This window comes from Streptomyces sp. NPDC051921 (assembly GCF_040680975.1).
Lineage (GTDB): Bacteria > Actinomycetota > Actinomycetes > Streptomycetales > Streptomycetaceae > Streptomyces.
In genome coordinates, this window is record NZ_JBFAXU010000003.1 from 383,253 (window position 1) to 404,138 (window position 20,886).

At 73.8% G+C, this 20,886-nt stretch carries 13 protein-coding genes; 10 read left to right on the top strand and 3 right to left on the bottom strand.

Annotation, left to right across the window (positions count from 1 at the left end):
* Nucleotides 1–532 precede the first annotated feature (532 nt).
* The gene (locus AB0M16_RS06470) at nucleotides 533–1,387 is read right to left on the bottom strand and encodes an alpha/beta hydrolase (protein ID WP_365339385.1); all 855 of its coding nucleotides are present in this window, start codon (nucleotides 1,385–1,387) and stop codon (nucleotides 533–535) included.
* A gap of 39 nt (nucleotides 1,388–1,426) precedes the next feature.
* The gene (locus AB0M16_RS06475; RefSeq protein WP_365339387.1) at nucleotides 1,427–2,461 is read right to left on the bottom strand and encodes a LacI family DNA-binding transcriptional regulator; all 1,035 of its coding nucleotides are present in this window, start codon (nucleotides 2,459–2,461) and stop codon (nucleotides 1,427–1,429) included.
* Between the two features lie 186 nt (nucleotides 2,462–2,647).
* On the opposite strand from AB0M16_RS06475, the gene AB0M16_RS06480 reads away from it, so the two are divergent.
* On the top strand, nucleotides 2,648–5,146 hold the full coding sequence (locus tag AB0M16_RS06480) for an RICIN domain-containing protein (protein WP_365339389.1): 2,499 nt from the start codon (nucleotides 2,648–2,650) through the stop codon (nucleotides 5,144–5,146).
* Nucleotides 5,147–5,287: 141 nt separating this feature from the next.
* On the opposite strand, the gene AB0M16_RS06485 is transcribed toward AB0M16_RS06480, so the two are convergent.
* Nucleotides 5,288–7,462, bottom strand: a complete 2,175-nt coding sequence (locus AB0M16_RS06485; RefSeq protein ID WP_365339391.1) for an alpha-galactosidase — start codon at nucleotides 7,460–7,462, stop codon at nucleotides 5,288–5,290.
* A 180-nt stretch (nucleotides 7,463–7,642) separates the two neighbouring features.
* Between AB0M16_RS06485 and AB0M16_RS06490 the strand changes: the two genes are divergently transcribed.
* The 9 genes from AB0M16_RS06490 to AB0M16_RS06530 all read left to right on the top strand — a co-directional run bounded on the left by AB0M16_RS06490 (nucleotide 7,643) and on the right by AB0M16_RS06530 (nucleotide 20,635).
* Nucleotides 7,643–8,833 (top strand): ROK family transcriptional regulator, encoded by a 1,191-nt coding sequence (locus AB0M16_RS06490; RefSeq protein WP_365339393.1) that lies wholly within the window; start codon nucleotides 7,643–7,645, stop codon nucleotides 8,831–8,833.
* A gap of 140 nt (nucleotides 8,834–8,973) precedes the next feature.
* Nucleotides 8,974–10,257, top strand: coding sequence for an extracellular solute-binding protein (locus tag AB0M16_RS06495; RefSeq protein WP_365339395.1), 1,284 nt, complete (start codon nucleotides 8,974–8,976; stop codon nucleotides 10,255–10,257).
* A complete protein-coding gene (locus AB0M16_RS06500) occupies nucleotides 10,254–11,363 on the top strand; it encodes an ABC transporter permease subunit (RefSeq protein ID WP_365339397.1) in 1,110 nt (369 codons plus the stop codon). The genes AB0M16_RS06495 and AB0M16_RS06500 overlap by 4 nt, the downstream gene beginning before the upstream one ends.
* A gap of 7 nt (nucleotides 11,364–11,370) precedes the next feature.
* Entirely contained in the window at nucleotides 11,371–12,216 is an 846-nt protein-coding gene (locus AB0M16_RS06505; protein WP_365339399.1) for a carbohydrate ABC transporter permease, read from the top strand.
* A 194-nt stretch (nucleotides 12,217–12,410) separates the two neighbouring features.
* Nucleotides 12,411–14,336 (top strand): cellulase family glycosylhydrolase, encoded by a 1,926-nt coding sequence (locus tag AB0M16_RS06510; protein WP_365339497.1) that lies wholly within the window; start codon nucleotides 12,411–12,413, stop codon nucleotides 14,334–14,336.
* Nucleotides 14,337–14,378: 42 nt separating this feature from the next.
* Entirely contained in the window at nucleotides 14,379–16,136 is a 1,758-nt protein-coding gene (locus AB0M16_RS06515; RefSeq protein WP_365339401.1) for a beta-galactosidase family protein, read from the top strand.
* A 166-nt stretch (nucleotides 16,137–16,302) separates the two neighbouring features.
* Nucleotides 16,303–19,389, top strand: coding sequence for a CHAT domain-containing protein (locus AB0M16_RS06520; RefSeq protein WP_365339403.1), 3,087 nt, complete (start codon nucleotides 16,303–16,305; stop codon nucleotides 19,387–19,389).
* A 62-nt stretch (nucleotides 19,390–19,451) separates the two neighbouring features.
* On the top strand, nucleotides 19,452–19,856 hold the full coding sequence (locus AB0M16_RS06525; protein WP_365339405.1) for a hypothetical protein: 405 nt from the start codon (nucleotides 19,452–19,454) through the stop codon (nucleotides 19,854–19,856).
* The gene (locus AB0M16_RS06530) at nucleotides 19,856–20,635 is read left to right on the top strand and encodes a hypothetical protein (protein ID WP_365339407.1); all 780 of its coding nucleotides are present in this window, start codon (nucleotides 19,856–19,858) and stop codon (nucleotides 20,633–20,635) included. Before AB0M16_RS06525 ends, AB0M16_RS06530 begins: the two co-directional genes overlap by 1 nt.
* The last annotated feature ends 251 nt before the right edge of the window (nucleotides 20,636–20,886 follow it).

Consider the following 20,886-nt stretch of genomic DNA (forward strand, 5'->3'; position numbering starts at 1 on the left):
GGCCGTACGGGCCTGGCTGCCACCGGACGCCGGTCCGTCGCCGCGTCGCTCGGTGCGGCCCGGGGAGCCGGACTTCCGCCGGGCTCCTGGAGGCCTTCGACGCGGCGTTCGGCGGCGGTCGCGGGGTGCCCGGGAAGGAGGCGGTCGCGTGCGCCCTGCCGGGTCCGGCTCCGGTGGGGTCGGCGGACCGCCCGGGCGGTCCGCTGGTGATCGGCGCGGGGCGGCGTGACGGTCTGCGCCGACTGCTGTTGCCCTCCGTGCTCCGGTGCCGCCTCGCGCAGGCCGCCTGCCCGGCGCTCGCGACACCGCCTCGCCCCCGCCGGCCGCCCTCGCCCCCGCCGGTCGTCCTCGCCCCCGCCGGCCGTCCTCGCCCCCGCCGGTCGGCGCCTCTCCCGGTGGCGTACGTTCGACGCGCGGCAGCCGGCGGAGGGCACGCCCCGGCACCGGCCGCGGCCGGGGGACGTCGTGACCGCGCCGCTCGGAAAGGGCGGGAGGGGCAGGCGCGGCACCGGGGCGGGCGTGCCGGGTGTGGTCAGCCGGTCACGCGGTCCACCAGCGCGGCGAGGAGTTCGGGCCGCTCCTCGGGCACGAGATGTCCGGCCCGCTCGACGACCTCGAGCTCGACGCCCAGCTTCCGCCGCACGACGGCGCCGAGGCGCCGTGGCGGCAGGAACACGTCCTGCTCCCCGGTGACGACGACACGGCGGGGCGCCGCCCCATCGGGCACGGTGGCGAGTCCAGGCGCCCCGCTGGAACGGGCGTGGCGGGCCACGAGCGTCATCCATTCCGCCAGTTCGGGCCGTGGCGTGCCGCCGGCGGCGTACATCGTGCGCAACAGCCGGGCGCTGTGTCGGGGGCGGGGCAGGCCGACCCAGGCGGCGGAGGCGTACAGCACGCCGGGGGTCAGGCGCAGCCCGGTCAGGCCGCCGGGGGAGACGAGCACCTGGCCGTCGACACGGGGCGAGGCGGCTGACAGGGCGATCGCCGCGCCGAAGGAGTGGCCCAGCACGACCACAGGGCCCGGGCCCGGTGCGCAGGTCTCGACCACCTGGGAGAGCCAGCTCCCGTACCAGTCGAGCCGGCCCTCCGCCAGGCCCCGCTCACCCGAACTCAGCCCCGGCTGCCCCGGCACGTCGACGACCACGGTCCGGTAGCGGGAGGCGAGGGCGGAGGTCAGCGGGAGCAGGGTCGCCGCGTTGAAGTTGGTGCCGGGAACGACCACGACGGTCGCTCGCCCGGTGCCACCGCCGGTGACGACGACATGGGTCTCGGCCCCCTGAGCGTCGAACACCCGGCGCTCGTGGGGCACTTGCCACACCGCCAGTCGCTCCGCGCACCAGGTGCGGACGGCTTCCTCGCCCGCCGTGCTCCGGTAGATGGATCTCACGGCGGCGAGTATCACACGGGCGCGCGACGGGCGCCCGGGTCACCTCACGCGGGACGTGCTCCCGCCGGTCACCAGCTCCGGTCGCAGCAGTCTGGGCCGGGGGGCGGGCGCGCCGGGGGAGGTGATCGCGCCGAGCGCGACGTCGACCGCCTGGCGGGCCATCTCCCGCTTGGGGAGCACGACTCCGGTGAGCGGGGTGCGGGACAGCGGACCCGCGGGCGTCTCGTCGTGGGCGACGACGGAGAGGTCGTCGGGGACCGAGCGTCCCAGGGCCCGGGCGGCCTCGACGGCGGCGGCCGCGAGGAGGTCGTGGGTGGCGAAGAGGGCCGTCGTGCCGGGGTCCGTGCGGAGGGCCGCCGTGGCGGCGGCGAGTCCGCTCCGGAAGGTGGGTTCCGCGGCGAGGTGGACGGCGCCGTCGGGAACGGCGATCCCGTCCTCGGCGAACGCGCGCCGGAAGCCCGCGACGCGGATCCCGTGGGCGGGGCTGGCCAGGACGGCCACGCGTTCGTGCCCCAGCTCGCGCAGGTGGCGGCCGGCGAGGTGCCCGCCGTGTTCGTAGTCGATCGTCACCACAGGGAAGCCGGCCGGGAGTTCGGACTCCCAGGCGCACAGCACGACGGGGAACCTGGCGTCCGCGAGCAGCGGCAGATGGCCGGTGAGGCCCTGGTCACCGGCGATGAGGAGGGCGTCGACGGAGCGGCTGGTCAGCCCGGCCAGATGGCGTCGGGCGCGTTCCCCGTCGAGGCGTGTGGTGCACAGCAGCAGACGGTAGCCGCGCTCCTCCAGGGCGTCCTCGGCCTGCTCGACCACGTCGGCGTAGAAGGGCGTGGAGACCGTCGGTACGAACAGGCCGACGGTCCGGGTGCTGCCGGTGGCGAGCGAGCGGGCCACGAGGTTGGGGACGTAGCCGAGTTCGGCGATCGCGGCACGCACCCGCGCCTCGGTGGCCGGGCGCACCGCCACGCGGCCCGAGAGGACGTTGGAGACCGTCTGCTTGGTGACGCCTGCCCGCTCCGCCACGTCCTGCATGGTGACCATGGCGCCCCCGTCGTGCCGATCGCGATTGGCTGGCAACGTAACCGTGCTCCTTGGCCAGGTCAAGGCGTGTCCCGGCCGACCCGGGCGGCCGGGACGGAGGGCGGCGGATCGGTCCGACTACCCGCAGCACAGGGGGATCTGAGGCTTCCTCACTCTTGTTTTACCGGTCAAATAGGCCCTAGGGTCCGAGCCACCCCGGCTCCCCCCAGCCAAGGAGTACTCGTGAACGCTCCTCGCACCAGACTGGCCGGCGCGCTCGCCGCGGCGGCCCTGGCCCTGACGGCCGGCGCCTCCCTGGCCGTCCCCACGGCCACCGCCGCCGGCGCCCCCTCGGCCACCGCCGCCTCGCCGACCGCCACCTACACCGTCACCGTCGGCGCGAAGGGTACGTGGACGCACCCCGACGACACCCCGGCCAGCCCGTACATCGACAAGGACGGGACCTTCTACTTCCAGCAGGCCCACGCCCTCTACGGCGCCGACGACCCCCGCAAGTGGACCTTCTACACCGGCACGAACCTGGACACCGCCACCCGGTCCGGCGCCATCAGCGACGCCGTCGACCCGAGCAACTCGGACGACCGCAACAACGACACCACGTGGCGCTGCAACAACAGCCCCACCGGCGTCCGGTCGACCCAGGCCCCCGCCGGCAGCGGCTACGCCCACCGCAACTACTGCGACCTCACGGGGATGTGGGTCGACCCGGACACCGGCGACTGGTACGGGCTCGTCCACAACGAGTTCACCCCGCAGCCCTTCGGTGACGGCATCCACTACGACGGCATCGACTACGCCGTCTCCACCGACCAGGGCAGGACGTGGACCATCAAGGACCACGTCATCACCTCGCACCACAGCACCGCGCGCGGCGACACCGCGGCCTTCCCGCAACAGACCTACCACTACGGGACCGGCGACCCGCGGCTCTTCGTCGACACCGCCTCCGGCTACTTCTACGCCTTCTACGGTTCGCGGATCGTGAACAAGGGCGGCGGCTGGGCCGCCTTCTACGGACACGTCGCCCGCGCACCCCTCTCCGGCAAGATGGCCCCCGGCTCCTGGAAGAAGTGGTACGACGGCACCTGGACCGAGCCCGGAGTGGGCGGTCGCGAGTCCACGATGGTGCCCGTCGGGGCGGGCAGCACCACGGGCTACGTGCCGACGGACAAGGAGTACGACCCCGCCGGCACCGGCACCGTCAGCCAGCAGATCGCCAACGGCCTGACGCCGCCCACCTCCCCGCTGTTCGTCATGGACATCACGTACAACGCCCACCTCGGGCTCTACATCGGCGAGCCGCAGGCCGTGGACCAGAGCGGCAACGCCCCGCAGGAGCTGTACGCCACCGACGACCTCACCACCCAGAAGTGGTTCAGGCTCGGTGACACCGGCAGCTACAAGAACGCCTCCTGGTACCGCTGGTTCCTCGACAGCGGCAACCGGACGGGCTCCGGGATCGTCGGCAGGAACTTCCGCTCCTACTGCTCGTTCGGCTGCTCCGGCGGCGCGAGCGGCGAGTACGTCAACCTGACGATCGACACCGGCACGCCCGCCGCCCCCGTCGACACCGGCACCGGCTACCGCATCACCAGCGCCGGCGGCCGGGTCCTCGCCCAGGTGCCGGGCGGCACCGCGACCACGTCCCTCGCCGCCGCGACCGGTTCGGCGCTCGAAGCGTGGACCTTCACCGCGAAGGGCGACGGCTCCTACCGGATCGCCAACGCCTCCACCGGGAACCTCCTCGGCGTCGACGCCTCCGGCCCGGGCACCCGCGCCTGGGGGACGAGGCCCACGGTCACCCCGGCGGCCGCCGGCACCGGACAGGACTGGTTCGTGGTCCGCGGCGCCTCCCCGGCGGACAACAGCCCCACCGGCACGTACAAGCTCGTCAACCGCTACAGCGGCCTCGTCGTCGGCCTCTCCGCCGACACCGGCCGCCCCGCCGAGACCACCCCCGTCCGCAGTTGGAGCAACGCCACCGGCAGCCCGGTCGGCGGCAGCCGTACCGCGGCCGAGCAGACCCTGACGCTGACCCCCACCGGCGCGGCCCCGGAAACGGTCACGGTCACCGACCCGGGCACCCAGGCCGGCACCCTCGGCAAGGCCGTCTCCCTGCAGATCACGGCCACCGACTCCCGGAACAAACCCCTCACCTTCACCGCCACCGGTCTCCCAGCCGGACTGGGCATCAGCGCGGCCGGTCTCGTCACCGGCACCCCGACGACCGCCGGCACGTCCACGGTCACGGTCACCGCCTCGTCCGGCACGGCGAGCGGCACGGCGACCTTCACCTGGTCGGTCTCGGCCTCCCTCAACGGAGTCCACACCCTCACCGCCTCCGGCAAGGCCCTCGACGACCCGAACAGCAGCAGCGCCAACGGCACCCAGCTCGTCACCTGGACGCCCAACGGCGGCGCCAACCAGAACTGGACCTTCACCCAGCAGGCGGACGGCACCTACGAGCTCAGGAACGGCTCGTCCGGCAAGTGCGCCGACGTCGACGGCGGCTCGACCACCAGCGGCGCCCGGGTCATCCAGTGGACCTGCCACGGCGGCGCCAACCAGCGCTGGAACGTCGTCCGGCAGGCGTCCGGCAGCTATGCGATCACCTCGGCGGCCGGTGGACTGGCGCTGACCACGGCCTCCACCGCCAACGGCGCCCCGGTCACCCAGCAGCCCGACACCGGCTCGGCGCTCCAGCGGTGGACCGTCAACTGAACGACGGGGCCGGATCGTTCGTCCGGGGGCCCGGGCATCGCCGCCCGGGCCCCCGGACGGCCGCACGGTGGCGCGGCGCGGGTGGCCGCGGCCCGGGCCCCGGAGGCCGGGACCCTGGTGGGGGCGATCGGGGGAACGCGTTCAGGAACCGACCCGTCGCAGCCGGATCAGGCTGCTGGCGTAGTCGCCGCCCGGAAGGCGCGGGTCGATGCCCCGGCCGACCAGGACCGCGCCGCTGTACTCCCGCTTCAGGTCCAGGTCCACGTAGCGTGCCCCGCGGTCGAGCGCGGGCAGTCGGACCGGGGCGGGTCCGTGGCCGAAGCGGGTGCCGGGGCGCCACGCGAGGAGCGCGTGCTCGCTGCCGTCAGGCGCCGCGTAGTGGACGGCGGTCAGCGGCCCGGGCGGGGTCAGACGGTGCTGGACGCCCCGCTGTACCAGCGGGCGGATCCTCTTGTACTGGGCGACGAGATCGGCGGCTTCCGCGAGTTCGTCCTCGGACCAGGACGTCAGGTCACCACCGAGCCCCAGCGCCCCGGCCATGGCGACGTGGAAGCGGAAGCGCAACGGGGTGCTCCGGCCCGTGGCGGGATGGGGGCTGTCCGTGACCCACGCGGCCATCGCCTGGGCGGGGAAGAGCTGGGAGAAGCCGTGCTGGATGCCGATCCGGTCGACCGCGTCGGTGTTGTCCGAGGTCCAGGCCTGGTCGGTACGGGCCAGCATGCCGAGGTCGACGCGCCCGCCGCCGCCCGCACACGCCTCGATGCGCAGTCCGGGGTGGTCGGCGCGCAGTCGGTCCATGATCCGGTGGACGGCCCTGGTGTGCTCGATCCACAGCCGGTCGGGATCGGGGTGACCGTCCCAACCGGCCTCGGTGAAGGGCCGGTTGGCGTCCCACTTGAGCCAGTCGACGGCGTGCTCGCGGACCAGGCGGTCGAGGGTCGCGCGGGCCCAGGCCTCGACCTCGGGCCGGGCGAAGTTCAGGACCAGCTGGTTGCGGAGTTCGGTCGCGTCGAGGTGCGGTGAGTGGACGACCCAGTCCGGGTGGGCGCGGTACAGGTCGCTGTCGGGATTGACCATCTCGGGTTCCACCCAGAGTCCGAACCGCATGCCGAGGCGGTGCACCTCGTCCGCCAGCGGACGCAGCCCGCGCGGGAACGCCTCGGGGCGCGGCGTCCAGTCGCCGAGCCCCGACCGGTCGTCGCGGCGGGTTCCGAACCAGCCGTCGTCCAGGACGAAGAGCTCCGCGCCGAGCCGGGCGGCCCGGTGCGCGAGGCGGATCTGGCCGGCCTCGTCGACGCCGAAGCCGGTGGCCTCCCACGAGTTGTAGAGGACCGGCCTGTCCCGCTCGGGCTCCGGCAGGACATGCCGGCGTACGTGGGCGTGCCAGGCGCGACTGGCCCCGCCGAACCCGTCCGGGGAGTAGAGCCCCGCGTACGCGGGGGTGCGGAGGCTCTCGCCCGGCCACAAGGTCCAGGCGACCCCCTCGTGACCGAAGCCGCCGGTCCACGTGGTGCGGCCGACCGGATCGCGGAGCACCGTGACGCGCCAACTCCCGCTCCAGGCGAGCGCGGTGCTCCACACCTCGCCCCGCTCCTCGTCGGCGGTGCCGTCGTCGAGGGCCAGCCAGGGGGCGGCGTGATGCCCGGTGAGTCCACGACGGCTCGTCAGGACGAGCTCCGCGACCGGCAGTCGGTCGCGCTGGAGCTGGAACTCGCTGTTCCAGCCGCCCACCAGGTGGCTGAGCCGGTAGTCGGGGAGCGCGGGAGCGGTCCAGGAGGCGGAGTCGAGCCGGTCCACGGTGATCGGATCCCGTCCGCCGGACGCCGGGCCGCCCGAACCGGGCTGATCCTGCGCGCGGTTCGGTTCGTCCACCGTCCCGGAGTGGGTCAGTTCCGTCCAGCGTTCGATCACGTCGCTGTCGGGCCGGACGCGGTAGCACAGCTCCGCCCGCAGGGGGCGGCGGCGGTCCTCCAGGCGCAGGCGTAGCTCGCCACCGTCGACGGTGTGGCCGGCGAAGCGCCACTGGGCGCCCCGGGTGCCGTCGGCGAAGCGGACCTGGAGGCCGGCCGGTCCGAAGCGCGCACCGGTCTGGGGTGCGAGTTCGTCGGCGGCGGCGTCGGCCTCGAAGCTGCTCGCGGCAGGGGAGACCGCCTCCGGCAGCGCGGCCAGGTCGTCGTTGTCCAGCGGCGCGCCCCAGTACACGTGCCGGGGGCTGCCGTCGGCGGCGACGCGCACCGCGTACACGCTGTTCGGTGTGCGCAGGACCGCGAGGCCGAGGTCGGGGTCGAAGGTGACGGGCGGGAGCGTGGCGGGCACGAGCGGATCCCCTGACGTGCGGTGGGAACAGGGCGGTATCCAGGGCGACGTGAGCGGGCCTGTCGCCGAAGTCGGCTTCCAGCGGCGGGAGATGGGCATGGAGGCGGGCCCGAGCGTAGGGCGGGCCCCACGCGTAAATCAATACTGGAAGAAGTTATTTATTTGCTCTACGTTGCCTCCGTGTTTCGACATCACTCCCGGCCCCTCGTCAGTGCCCCCGCCGAGACAGCGGTCCTCGCGCTGCTCCTCGCGGAAGGACCGCTCAGCAGGGTGGAACTGGCCCGGCGCACGGGACTCTCCTCGACGGCCGTCACCAAGGCGGCCCGCCCGCTCATCGACGACGGCTACCTGTACGAACTGCCGCCGGAGCGCACCGCACCCGGTGCCGGCCGGCCGGTCAACCCGCTCGCGGTCGCTCCCGACCGGGAGTACTTCGTCGGGCTGAAGATCAGCGCCGGCGAACTCTTCGGTGCCGTCTGCGACCTGCGGGCCGGCATCCGGGCCACGGCCGGCCGGCCGCTCGACGTGTGCACGCCGGAGGCCGTCGCCGTCCTGGTCGGGGAGCTGGTCGACGAACTCCTCGATGCAGACCCCGCGTTCCGGTCCCGCACCCGCCACCTGGGCGTCGCGGTCAACGGCGACGTGGACCGCGACAGCGGACGGCTCCGCCACTCCGGCCTCCTCGGCTGGCGCGACGTCCCGCTCGCCGAACTGCTCGCGGCCGCCACCGGCCTGACGGTCACCGTCGAGAACGACGTCAGGGCGCTGACCGTCGCCGAGCACTGGTTCGGCGAGGGCATCGGCACCGGCTACTTCGCCCTGGTCACCATCGGCTCGGGCATCGGCTCCGCCCTCGTCGTCAACGGACACCTCCTGCGCGGGGCGTACGGCGTCGCGGGCGAGGTCGGGCACCTCTGCGTCGACCCCGGCGGACCCCGCTGCCGCTGCGGCGCGCGCGGCTGCGTCGAGGCGATCGCCTCGACCGACGTGATCCTCGCCTCGGTCCGCGAGGCCGCCGGGAACCCGCGCCTCACGTTCGAGGAGGTCGTCGAGATGGCCCGGCAGGGCCGTACCGAAGCCGGCGAGGCCTTCGCCAGGGCCGGGCGGGCCATCGGGGTCGGCATCGCCGCACTGGTCAACCTCGTGGGACCGGAACGGGTCGTCGTCAGCGGCGAAGGGGTCGACGCGTACGACCTGTTCAGCCGCCACATCCAGGACGCGTACGCGGCACACGCCTTCGGGGCGGCGTCCCGCTGCCCGCTGTCCCTGCGTCCGCTGCCCTGGGAGGAATGGGCCCGCGGGGGAGCCGCCGTGGCCATCCAGGCACTCTTCCCCCAGCCCGGCGCCGCCTCCACGCTCGGCGCCGGCTGACCGATCGGGACGACCCTTCGCCCCGCACTCCCGTCGCGTACGACCCCCCGGCCGCCGCCCTCCTCCGCCGGCAAGCACGGTCGAGGGGGTCGACCAGGGAGCACATCCGCCCCGCACACCCTCACAGAAGGACATGCGACATGAGCGCACGCAGACCAGAGCTCAGCCGACGCGGATTCCTCACCGGATCGGTGCTCGTCGCCGCCGGAACGGTCCTCACGACCGCCTGCAGCACCGATCCCACCGGCGGCTCCTCCTCCGGTGCCAGGACCACCCTCAACGTCTGGTACCACGCGTACGGCGAGGCGGGGACCCAGCAGGCCGTGCTCCGCTACGCGACCGCCTTCACCAAGGCCCACCCCGACATCGCCGTGAAGGTGACCTGGGTCCCCGGCGACTACACCGGCAAGCTCAACGCGACCCTGCTCACCGACGCGGCCCCCGACGTCTTCGAGATCGGCGACTTCAGCGAGAGCCTGGCCCGCCGCGGCCAGATCGCCGCGCTCGACGACCTGTACGGCGCGGCAAGGAGCGACTTCAACACGAACGCCCTCGACTCCGTGACCGTCGACGGCAAGCTGCACGGCGTCAAGATGATCGACGACGTCATGATGCTCTACTACCGCAAGAGCGCCCTGGCGAAGGCCGGCATCGCCCCGCCCACGACCTACGACGCGCTCGTCGCCGCGGCGAAGGCCCTTTCCACCGGCCGGAACAAGGGCCTGTTCCTCGGCAACGACGGCCTCGGCGACAGCGCCGGCCTCGCCGTCTGGTCCAACGGCGGCGACCTCGTCACCCCCGAGGGCGAGGTGGCGTTCGGATCGGCCCGGGCCCTCGAGGCCCTGACCGGCCTGAGGCGCCTGCACGACGACAAGTCGCTGCTGCTCGGGTTCACCACCGACTGGTGGGACCCCGCCGCGCTCACCCAGGGCGTCGTCCCGATGCAGTGGTCCGGCCTGTGGGCGATGCCCGCCGTCTCGGCCGCCCTCGGCGACGACTTCGGCGTCCTGCCGTGGCCCGCCTTCAAGGCCGGCGGCACCGCCACCGTACGGGTCGGCGGCTGGACCAGCTGCGTCAACGCCAAGGGCCGGAACGTGGCCGCGGCGAAGGCGTTCGTGCAGTGGCTGTGGGTGCGGCAGTCCGACCTGCAGAAGGACTTCGCCGAGAGCTACGGCTTCCACGTCCCGCCGCGCACCTCCGTGGCGGCGCACGCGCAGAAGCTCGCCACCGGCCCCGCCAAGGAGACCGTCGGGCTGGCGGCGACGTACGGGAAGCACTACCCGGGCACCTGGGACACCGCCGTGAGCAGCACCTTCAACGCGGCGGCGGCGAAGATCGCGGGCGGTCAGGGCGATCCGGCCGCCCTCCTCGCCGACGCGGTGAAGAAGGCCCAGAGCGAGATCGACAAGCAGCTCGGCCGATGAGACGCACGAACCCGGCGCCCGACACCACGCCCACGCCCCGGCCCGCGGCCACGTCCCGGCACGACGTCGACCGGGCCGAGCACGCCGGGCACGGCGAGCACGCAGGGCGCCCCGCGGACCTCCCGCGGGGCGTCGCCCGCCCGGCCCGCGCCGGCCGCCCGGGCCCCGGCCCGGCCCGCGCCGGCCGCCCGGGCCCCGGCCCGGCACGTGCCGGGCGGTCCGGCCGGCTCGCGTTCGTGCTGCTCACCGCGCCGGTCTTGCTCGGGCTCGGCGTCTTCAAGTACGTCGCGATCGGCTGGAGCTTCCTGCTCAGCCTCAGCGACGCCCGCGGCACCATCGCCCTCGGCCACTGGGTCGGACTCGACAACTACCGCACGCTCCTGTCCGACCAGGCCTTCCGCGACTCGCTGCTGCAGATCCTGCTCTTCACGGCCTTCATCGTTCCGGTCACCTTCGCCGCGTCCCTCGGGCTCGCCCTGCTGGTGCACCGGATCCGGCGCGGTCGGGCCCTGCTCCGCACCACCTTCCTCGTCCCGGCGGCCGTCTCGTACGTCGCCGCCTCCCTGCTGTGGAAGATGTGCCTCTTCAACGGCCTGCCGGCGGGCATCGCCAACATGATCGGCGGATGGTTCGGTGCGGAGCCGGTGGCCTGGCTGCAGTCCACCTCGCCACCGCTCTACTGGGTCGTCCTCGTCACGCTGCGCCTGTGGCTCCAGGTCGGCTTCTACATGGTGCTCTTCCTGGCCGGGCTCCAGGCCGTCCCCAAGGAGCTCCACGAGGCCGCCGCCCTCGACGGCGCCACGGGCCGGCGACTCCTCACCGGGATCACCCTGCCCATGCTGCGCAACACCTCCGTCGCCGTGCTGATGCTGCTGTTCATCGCCGCCTTCCAGGCCTTCGACGAGTTCTACAACCTGTTCAACAGCGGCCTCTCCGGCACCGGGACCGCACCCGTCCAGACCCCGCTGGTCCACCTCTACAACACCGCCATGGGCAGCCAGAACTACGGCCTCGGCTCCGCCGGAGCCTTCGTGCTCACCGCCCTCGTCGTCGGAGTGACCCTGCTCCAGGGACGGTTCACCGGCTTCGGCAGGAGAGGAGAATGAGAAGCGCATGATCACCCTGCCCGGACTGACCCGAGCCGCCCGCCTCCTCACCCGCGGTCTGCTCGTCGGCCTGCTGACCACGGCCTTCCTGACGCCCTTCTACCTGATGCTCCGCAACTCCCTCATGGACGCCCGGAGCCTGACGTCGCCGGAGTGGACGTGGTGGCCCTCGACCATGCACGTCGAGAACTTCACCGCCCTGTTCGAGGACCCCACCGTCGCCATGGGGCAGGCGCTCGGCAACTCGCTGCTGATCGCCGCCGTCACCGCGCCGGTCTCCACGCTCCTCGCCTCGGCCGCCGGCTACGCCCTCGCCAGGATCCCGGTCCGGGGACGCGGCGTGCTGCTCGGCCTGATCGTCGCCACACTGATGATCCCCGGCTCGGTCACCTTCGTCCCGACGTTCGTCGTCGTCGGCTCCCTGGGGGGCGTCAACACGCTCTGGGGCATCATCGTGCCCGGCCTCTTCAACCCCTTCGCCGTTCTGCTCTTCCGCAACTTCTACCTGCAGTTCCCCAGCGAGATCGAGGACGCCGGACGACTCGACGGCCTCGGCTGGCTCGGTCTGTACGGCCGGATCGCCCTGCCGAGCTCCGGCGCGATGCTGGCCTCGCTCGGCGCGCTGTCCTTCATCGACAGCTGGAACGCCTTCCTGTGGCCGCTGGTCGTCGGCCAGGACCCGTCCGCCTGGACCGCGCAGATCGCACTGTCCACCTTCCTCACGTCGCAGACGATCAACCTGCCCGGCCTGTTCGCCGGCGCCGTCGTCACCGTCACGCCCCTGGTCGTCATGTTCCTCGTCGCCCAGCGCTACATCGTCGAAGGCATCGCCACCAGCGGCCTCAAGGGCTGACCCTCTTGCCGCACCGCACCGCACCGCACCGCACCGCACCGCACCGCACCGCACCGCACCGCACCGCACCACGCAGCACCCGCACGGCACCGCACCACGCAGCACCCGCACGGCACCGCACGGCACCGCACCACGCAGCACCCGCACGGCAGGTACACGTCCCCCATCCGCAAGGAGCCCCCGTGACACCCCGCATGACCTTGCTCCGACGCGCGACCGCGGCCCTGGCCACGTCGTCCGCACTCCTCATCGGCACCCTCACCCCGACCGCCGTGGCGGCGGACCCGGCGACCGCGCCGCCCCCGGTCCTCACGGGCGCGCAGCTCGCGGCCTCCTGGACCGCGCCGCTGTCCACCCGGGGCCGCTACGTCGTCGACGCGGAAGGCGACCGCTTCAAGCTCAAGTCCGGCAACTGGGCCGGAGCCCAGGGCACCTGGCAGGGCAGCGGCGACATCGACGACGTCGCGAACCACCAGGCGCGGCAGAACGCGCACCACATCCCGCTCGGCCTGGACCGCAAGCCGGTCGCCCAGATCCTGGCCGACTTCCACGCCATGGGCCTGAACAGCATCAGGCTGCCGTTCGCCAACGCGCTGATCCACGACACGAGCACCGTCCCGGACCCGGCCGTCGCCGCCAACCCGCAGCTCAAGGGCAAGACGCCGCTGCAGGTGTTCGACGCCGTCGTCGCGGCCCTGACCGCGGACGGGTTCGCCGTCATCCTCAACAACCACACCACCAGCTACCGCTTCTGCTGCGGCCTGGACGGCAACGAGCGCTGGAACAGCGGCCAGTCCACGCAGGCATGGATCGACGACTGGGTGTTCCTGGTGAAGCGCTACCAGGCCGACAAGCGGGTCGTGGGCGCCGACCTGCGCAACGAGGTGCGCCGCGACACCTGGAACGACCCCAACTGGGGCTGGGGCAACGACCACGACCTGAACAAGGCGCTGGAGGAGGCCGGCAACAAGATCCTGCAGGCCGACCCGGACATGCTCGTCATCATGGAGGGCATCAACTGGCAGGGCATACCCACCGACCTGACGAGCCACGGCCGCCCGACGCTCACCCCGGTCGCGACCCTGTCCAACACGCTGATCCGCTCAGACAAGCTCGTCTACTCGGCCCACTTCTACGGCTACACCGGTCCGAACCACACCGGCGCCACCGGCACGGGCGAGACCCACGACCCGCGCTACGAGGAGTTCACCCCTGAACAGCTCGCCCAGGTCGTCGACGACCAGGCCCTGTTCGTCACCCGGTCCGGCCAGCACTTCACCGCGCCCGTCTGGATCAGCGAGTTCGGCGCCGCCGGCCGCGGGGACGCCGACGCCCCGGAACGCGCCTGGTTCACGAACTTCACCGACATCCTGGTGCGCAACGACACCGACTTCGCCATCTGGCCGCTGGTCGGCTGGAGCGACGCCGACGGCACGCCGCAGGACAACTGGGCCATGGTCAACTACCGTGCCGACGGCACGCGCCTCGGCGTCATGGACGCGGGCGACTGGCGCGCCACCGACTGGAACAAGCTCGTCAACGCCCCCGGGAAGAGCGGTCAGATCGCCCGGACGCCGCGCTGGAACATGCTCAACCTGGACTACGCCGACTACAACGTCTCCACCACCATGCTGGCCGAGCCCGACTGGTCGCCCGGCAACCGCAAGGGCAACTGCCCCGACACCCAGCGCCTGGTCGGCCTCGGCCGCAGCGACAGCCGGGGCCTGTGCACAGACGCCGGCCAGCCGACGAAGGGCCCCGGCGCCTGGACCGTCGTCACCGACGAGCGCTACGTCACCGGGGGCGACTGGGCGAGCGGCTACAACAAGCTCCAGTGCCCCGACCGGACCTTCGCCGTCGGCTACAGCGTGAACGGCAACGCGATGTCCGCCCTCCTGTGCGCCCCCGCGGCGGAAGCCCTGCCCGCCTCCGGCCGCGTGCTCTGGTTCGACCGCGGTGACAACCGGCCCGCCACCGGAGGCTCGAACGCCAGCGACTGGGCACCCGGCTACTACAAGGGCCAGTGCGCCGACCACGAGTACCTCGCCGGCGTCGCGTACACCTGGAAGTGGCTGCACCACGGCGTCCCGGACGCCCTGCTCTGCCGCCCCCTCGCCTGATCCCCCCTCCGCACCCGCACGCACACCGAGGAGCACCCCGGCATGCCCCGACTGGAGATCGCCGAGGACGGATTCCGCCTCGACGGCCGGCCGTTCCGCATCATCTCGGGCGGACTGCACTACTTCCGCGTCCACCCCGGACAGTGGGCCGACCGGCTCCGCAAGGCGCGGCTGCTGGGACTCAACACGGTCGAGACCTACGTCCCCTGGAACCTCCACGCCCCCCGGCCCGGTGACTTCCGGCTGGACGGAGGTCTCGACCTGCCCCGCTTCCTCGGTCTCGCCGCCGCCGAGGGCCTGCAGGTGCTCCTCCGGCCCGGCCCGTACATCTGCGCCGAGTGGGAGGGCGGCGGCCTGCCCTCGTGGCTGCTCACGGAGGACGGCATCGAGCTGCGCAGCCGCGACCCGCGCTTCCTGGCCGCCGTCGACGGCTACCTGGCCGCCCTGCTCCCGCCCCTGAAGCCGTACCTGGCCGATGCGGGCGGGCCCGTCATCGCGGTGCAGGTGGAGAACGAGTACGGGGCCCACGGCGACGACGCCGGCTACCTCGCCGACCTCGCCGGGCTGCTGCGCGCCCACGGAGTCGACGTCCCCCTCTTCACCTGCGACCAGCCCGCCGACCTGGCCCGCGGCGGCCTGGACGGCGTGCTGCGCACCGTGAACTTCGGCAGCCGCGTCGAGGCGGGCCTCGACGCGCTGCGCCGGCTCCAGCCGACCGGGCCGCTGATGTGCTCGGAGTTCTGGATCGGCTGGTTCGACCGCTGGGGCGGCGTCCACACCACCCGGGACGCCGCCGACGCGGCGGCCGACCTCGACCGGCTGCTCGCCGCCGGCGCCTCCGTCAACATCTACATGTTCCACGGCGGCACCAACTTCGGCCTCACCAACGGGGCCAACGACAAGGGCACGTACCGCCCCACCGTCACCTCCTACGACTACGACGCCCTCCTCGACGAGGCAGGCGACCCCACTCCCAAATACGCCGCGTTCCGCGAGGTCATCGCCCGCCACGCGGCCGTACCCGACGAGCCCCTGCCCGCAGCCGCACCCAAGGCGGCGTACGGGCCCGTCGAACTCACCCACACGGCGGGCCTCCTCGACCGGGCCGACGTGCTCGCCACGCCGGCGAGGACCGCGGACCGCCCGCTGACCATGGAGGAACTCGGCCGCCCCTTCGGCTTCGTCCTCTACGAGACCGACCTGCCCACGGCGGGACCGGCCGTCCTGCACGCCGAGCAGGTCCACGACCGCGCCCAGGTCTTCGTCGACGGGCAGCCCGTCGGCGTGCTGGAACGCGAGAACCACGAGCACGCCCTCGCCTTCACCGTCCCGCACCCGGGAGCGCGGCTGGCCGTGCTCGTGGAGAACCAGGGACGCGTGAACTACGGACCAGGACTGCACGACCGCAAGGGCCTGCTCGGCCGCACCTCGGTGAACGGGCGGCCGCTCGCCGCCTGGCGGAGCCGTGCCCTGCCCCTCGACAGCCTGGACGCCCTCGTCCTCCGCCCGGCGGACCCGGCGCGGCCGCAGGTGGGCCCGGCGTTCCACCGCGGCACCTTCACCGTCGACGACCCCGCCGACACCTTTCTCCGGCTCGACGGCTGGACCAAGGGGATGGCCTGGGTCAACGGCTTCTGCCTGGGCCGCTACTGGTCCCGGGGCCCGCAGACCGGCCTGTACGTCCCCGGGCCCGTCCTCGTCCCGGGCACCAACCAGATCACGGTCCTCGAACTCCATGCGACCGCGGCCGGCCGGGTCCACCTGCGCGCCGCACCGGCCCTCGGCCCCACCGAGGAGTGACCGACGGCACGACGTCCGCCTCGCCAGGACGAGGAAGTGCGCCACCCGCCCCGGCATCCGTCGCCACCCCGGGCGCGGGGCACGACGCCCGCAGCGCCGCCGTGACCGGCGGCGCGGTGCGGAGGGCATGATCATGTCCGGTCGGCCCTCTGGAAGACTGGCCCGCATGCGCATCGGGTTATGGATCTTGGGGGCGGTCTACGCCGTGCTGCCGGGCGCGCGCGCCGTGTCCCTGTACCTGGACGGTCCGCCCGCCGGCATGACGGTCGTCCAAGTGGTGTCGGCGGTCCTCTTCGGGCCGCTCGGCGCCGCCGTGCTCCTCCGCGCGGCGTACGACCCGCTGGTCCGTGAAGGATGGCGGTACACGCCACGCGCCCTGCGCGTGCTCCTTCCGCTCCTGTACGTCGGGCTGTTCGTGTGCTTCGCGTTCGCCGCCCTGATGCTGCGGGCCACCCTCCTCGGCCCGGGGTTCTCTCCGGTCGAGAGCCCGCGGATCTGGTGGACGGAGACGTCCGTCCCCGTCCGCGAGCTGTGGCTCCTGATGGCGGGGCTCGCCGCCCCTCTGCTGGTCTGGGTTCCCGTGCTCCACTACGAGGGCCCCCAACTGGTCCTGCGGATGTACGTGTTCCTGGCGGCGGGCAAGTCGATCGGGTCCGGCGACGTGGCAACCCTGCGCCGCATCGTCGAGCCGCTGCGCGGACCCCGACGGCTGCCGAGCGTGACGGCGTTCAACGAGGCGATCGTGGCCTCCCTGGACGGTCTCGTGCTGCTGAACCGCCTGGGCGAGACCGACGATCCCGAGTCCCTGGACGCCTGCCTCGCGGCGGCCCGCCGCGGACTGGCCGGCATCCAGGCACTCCCCGGACGCCTCTCCGGCACCTTCCTGTGGCGGCTCCGGGACGCCCTCGGCGACGCGCTGTGGGAACGCCACCTCGACACGCTCAGCTCCGCCGCGCTCGACGAGGCGATCACCGTCCGCCGTGAGGTCGTCGCCGCCCCGCGCTGGACGAAGGGCGTCGACAGCCGGCCGTACCTCGTCCAGCTGAGCGAGGCGCTGGGCGCCCGGTTCGACCTGAACACGGACGAGCGCGACCTGCGCGAGGCGGTCGCGCTGGCCGAACGGGCGGTCCGCGAGCGTCCGTTCGGCCATGGCCGCGGGACGCGGCTGCCCGCACTGCGCTGCCTGGCCGCCCAGCACACCCGCGGCCTCCGGCAGGGGGTCGGCGGCCTGCCGGAGTGGGAAGCGGCTGTGGCGGCCCTGCGCGAGGGCGTCGCGTACGAGGACGCGAGCGGCGGCCTCAGCTGCCGCTACCTCCTGGTGTCGACGCTGCTGGAGACCCCTCGGCACGGGCAGCGGGCCGCCGCGCTCGCCGAGGCGGAGGATCTGGCCCGGGGGCTCGCAGACCGGGCCGGACCGGACACGCGGGCCGGGGGAGAGTACCGCTTCCTCCTGGGGCTGGCCCTGCTGGAACGGATCCAGGACGACCCGCTTCCGGTCCCCGCCTTGTGGGAGGAGTGCGCCGGTGCCTTCCGGGCGGCGGCCGGGAACGCGGCCCTGCCCGCCGGCGTCCGCCTGCACGCGGCACGCCTGTGGGGCATCTTCGCGGCCGGGACCGCCGTCGAGATCGCCACCGGCCGGGTCACGCCGGAAGAGGCCGGGGACACCGAGGAGCGCCTGTGGGCCTCCGGCGCGGACGGCCTCGCACTCGCCGTGGAACTGCTTCCCCTGGTGCTGTGGCGCGGCGTCGCGCACCACGACCAGCGCAGCTACCTCTCCGAGCTGGACGAACTCGCCGTCGACGCGGCGGCGGCCGCCGTCGGCGCCGGACGGCCCGAGCGCGCGGTCGAACTGCTGGAGCGAGGGCGGACCGTGATGTGGTCCCAGCTCCTGGACCTGCGCACCACCGAACTCTCCCGACTCCGGAACGAGGACCCGGATACCTTCGCCCGGCTCGACGCGATACGCGGAGAGCTGGACACCCCCTTCCCGGCGGACGGCGAGGAGAGCCCCGCCGTCGCCGAACAGCGCACCGCCCTGGCCCGCGAGTGGCAGACCCTGACCCGCCGGGCCGGCCTCCTCCGCAGCCCCGACTACGCCACGCTCCGCGCGGCCGGCGGCGAAGGGCCGGTCGTGGTGGTGAACATCAGCGTTCTGGGCTGCCACGCCCTCGTCGTACGGGACACGGGCGCCCCGGCCGTCGTACCGCTGGACGGCCTCACGCACCCGGACGTCCGGGAGATGCTGGACCGGGCCGCCGAGGCCGACGAGCGCCTCGTCGAGGCGCACGCGGCGCTGCGGAGCGCCCGAGGGCGCGCGGTGGACGGGGCCGCCGGATCCGGGGCGGCCGGGAGCGAGGCCGTCGAAGCCGCCGAAGCACTGGTCATCCGGGCCGAGATGCGTCGCACGCAGTCCTCCTTGCGGATGCTGGAACGACTGTGGGACCGCGTCGCCCGCCCGGTGTTCGACGCCCTTCCGGAGCTCGCCGACGCGGCCGGTGACGGGGGCGGCGAGCTGCCCCGGCTGTGGTGGTGCCCCACCGGACTGGCCACGTACCTGCCGCTGCACGCGGCCGCCGCGCGGCGCGGGGGCGAGCGGGAGTCCGTTCCCGGCCGGGCCGTGCCCTCCTACGCGCCGACCCTCACCTCCCTGCTGTACGCCCGCAGGCCCGTGACCCGCCCGGACACCCCGGGACGCCTGCTCCTGGTGACGGTCCCCGAGCCGGACCTGCCGGAGGTCGCCGCCGAGGCCGAGGTGGTCGCCCGGCACGTACCGGCGCTGCGCAGGCTGCACGACGGACAGGCGACCGTCGACGCCGTCACCCGGCTGCTGCCCGACCACTCCCGCCTGCACACCGTCTGCCACGGCATCGCCCGCGAGGGACTGCGACTCGGCGCCGGCGAGATCCTCACCCCGCTGCGGCTGTCCCGAGTCCCCGCCGGGGACGCCGAGTTCGCGTTCCTGTCGGCCTGCGACACCGCCGTACCGGACCCCGAGGTGCTGGACGAGGCGACCCATCCGGCGGCGGTGCTCCACTTCGCCGGCTTCCGGCACGTGCTGGCGAGCCTGTACCCCGTGCAGGACGCGAGCGCCCCGACGGTGACCGATGCGGTGTACCGGCGCCTCGCACGGGGCGACGGCGAGTTGGACGTGGCCCGGGCGCCCCGGGCGCTGCACGCGGCGCTCGCCGAACTGCGCGCCGCGCATCCGCACCAACCCAAGATCTGGATGCCGTACATCCACGTGGGGGCCTGACCCCGCTCGACATCCACGTGGGGCCCGACCCCGCTCGCCGTCCACCCGAGGAAGAGGAGAAGATGACCGACCGCGCCCTGGAGAAACGCGCCCGTACCTGGCTGTGCGACCACTACACCGAAGTGCGCGCGGACTTCGCGGAGGACGGCGCCCTCGACGAGTTCGACGACGCCGTCGACGAGGTACGGGAGGGCGGCAGCGCGCTGGAGGCGCTGCGGCAGCTGGGCCACGATCCGGCCCTGGTGCTCGGCGAACGGCGCAAGGACGGCATGGGCACGGCGGGCCTGTGGAGCGAGGAGACCGTGGTGGACAGCGTCTTCCGGTGTCCGCGGGCCACCGGCCGCTGCGGCGCCGGCCGCTCGCGGGACGCGTCCGGAGCCTGGCCGTTGTGCTACCTGGACCCGAACGACCCGGACGGCGTCCCGCTCAAGCCGGCGGCGGCGTCGGCGGACGGGAGCACGGCCTGATGGACGGATTCCTCGCCGAGGTCGGCAAGAAGATCACGGAACGCTGGCTGACCCGGATCGTGCTGCCCGGGCTGCTGTTCGTGGTCGCCTGTGCCGTGGCGCTGGCCCCCGGGCGCTCGGGCGCCGTGGACCTGGCCGCCGTCATCGACTGGCTGGAGCGGCTGCGCACCGGCCGGTACGCCTCCCCGTCGGGGAAGGCGGCCGCACTGGTGGTCCTCTTCCTCGCGGTCGTGGCCCCGGCGCTGTGCGCGGACTGGCTGGCGTCGGGGGTGGGCCGCCTGTGGGCCGGCCGGTCGCGGTCGATGCGGCGGTTGACCGGGCGGCTGAGGGGCGGCGGTCGGGAGGTCCCGGACCGGGCCACCTGGATCGGACGCAGGCTCGGCGCGGTCGAGGACCGCATACGGGTCCAGCACGGCGTTCACATGTCCTTGATCTGGCCCCGGCTGTGGCAACTGGCGCCCGACGGCACCCGCCAGGAGGTCGGCTCCGCCTGGGACCGCTACGCGGCGGCCGCCCTGCGCACCGCGTGGGCCGTCCCGTACGGCGCCCTGGCCGCGGCCGCCGTCTGGTGGCCGGGCCTCGTCGTCGCGGCCGGCCTCCTGGTGACGGGCGTGCGCGAGGGCCGGGCGGCGGTGACGGCCCTCGCCGTGGCCGTCGAGGCGGCCGTCGACACGGGCCTGAAGGGACTGGCCGAGGTCCTCGGGGTCCCGCTCCGGCACGGCCGGGTCCTGCCGGCCGACGGCACGCTGATCAACGAGCTGCTCAACAAGGGAAGTTAGGGACTGTCCGGCCCTGATCCGCCGGACGGGCCCGGCGCCGCGCCGTGTTCACGGGGAACAGGAACGCCGTTTGCCGGGACGGTCCGGGGATCTCCGGACACGGGGCACGGGGCGCGGGCGTGGAGACGGCCACCGGCTTTCCGGCGCCCCCTGCGTCACTCCGCTGCCGCTCGGCGCCCGGGCAGGCCACGGCGCGCTCGGCGCCCGGACGCGGCCCGTTGCTCGCGGGGTGGGGCGGGGCGGACCGCGCG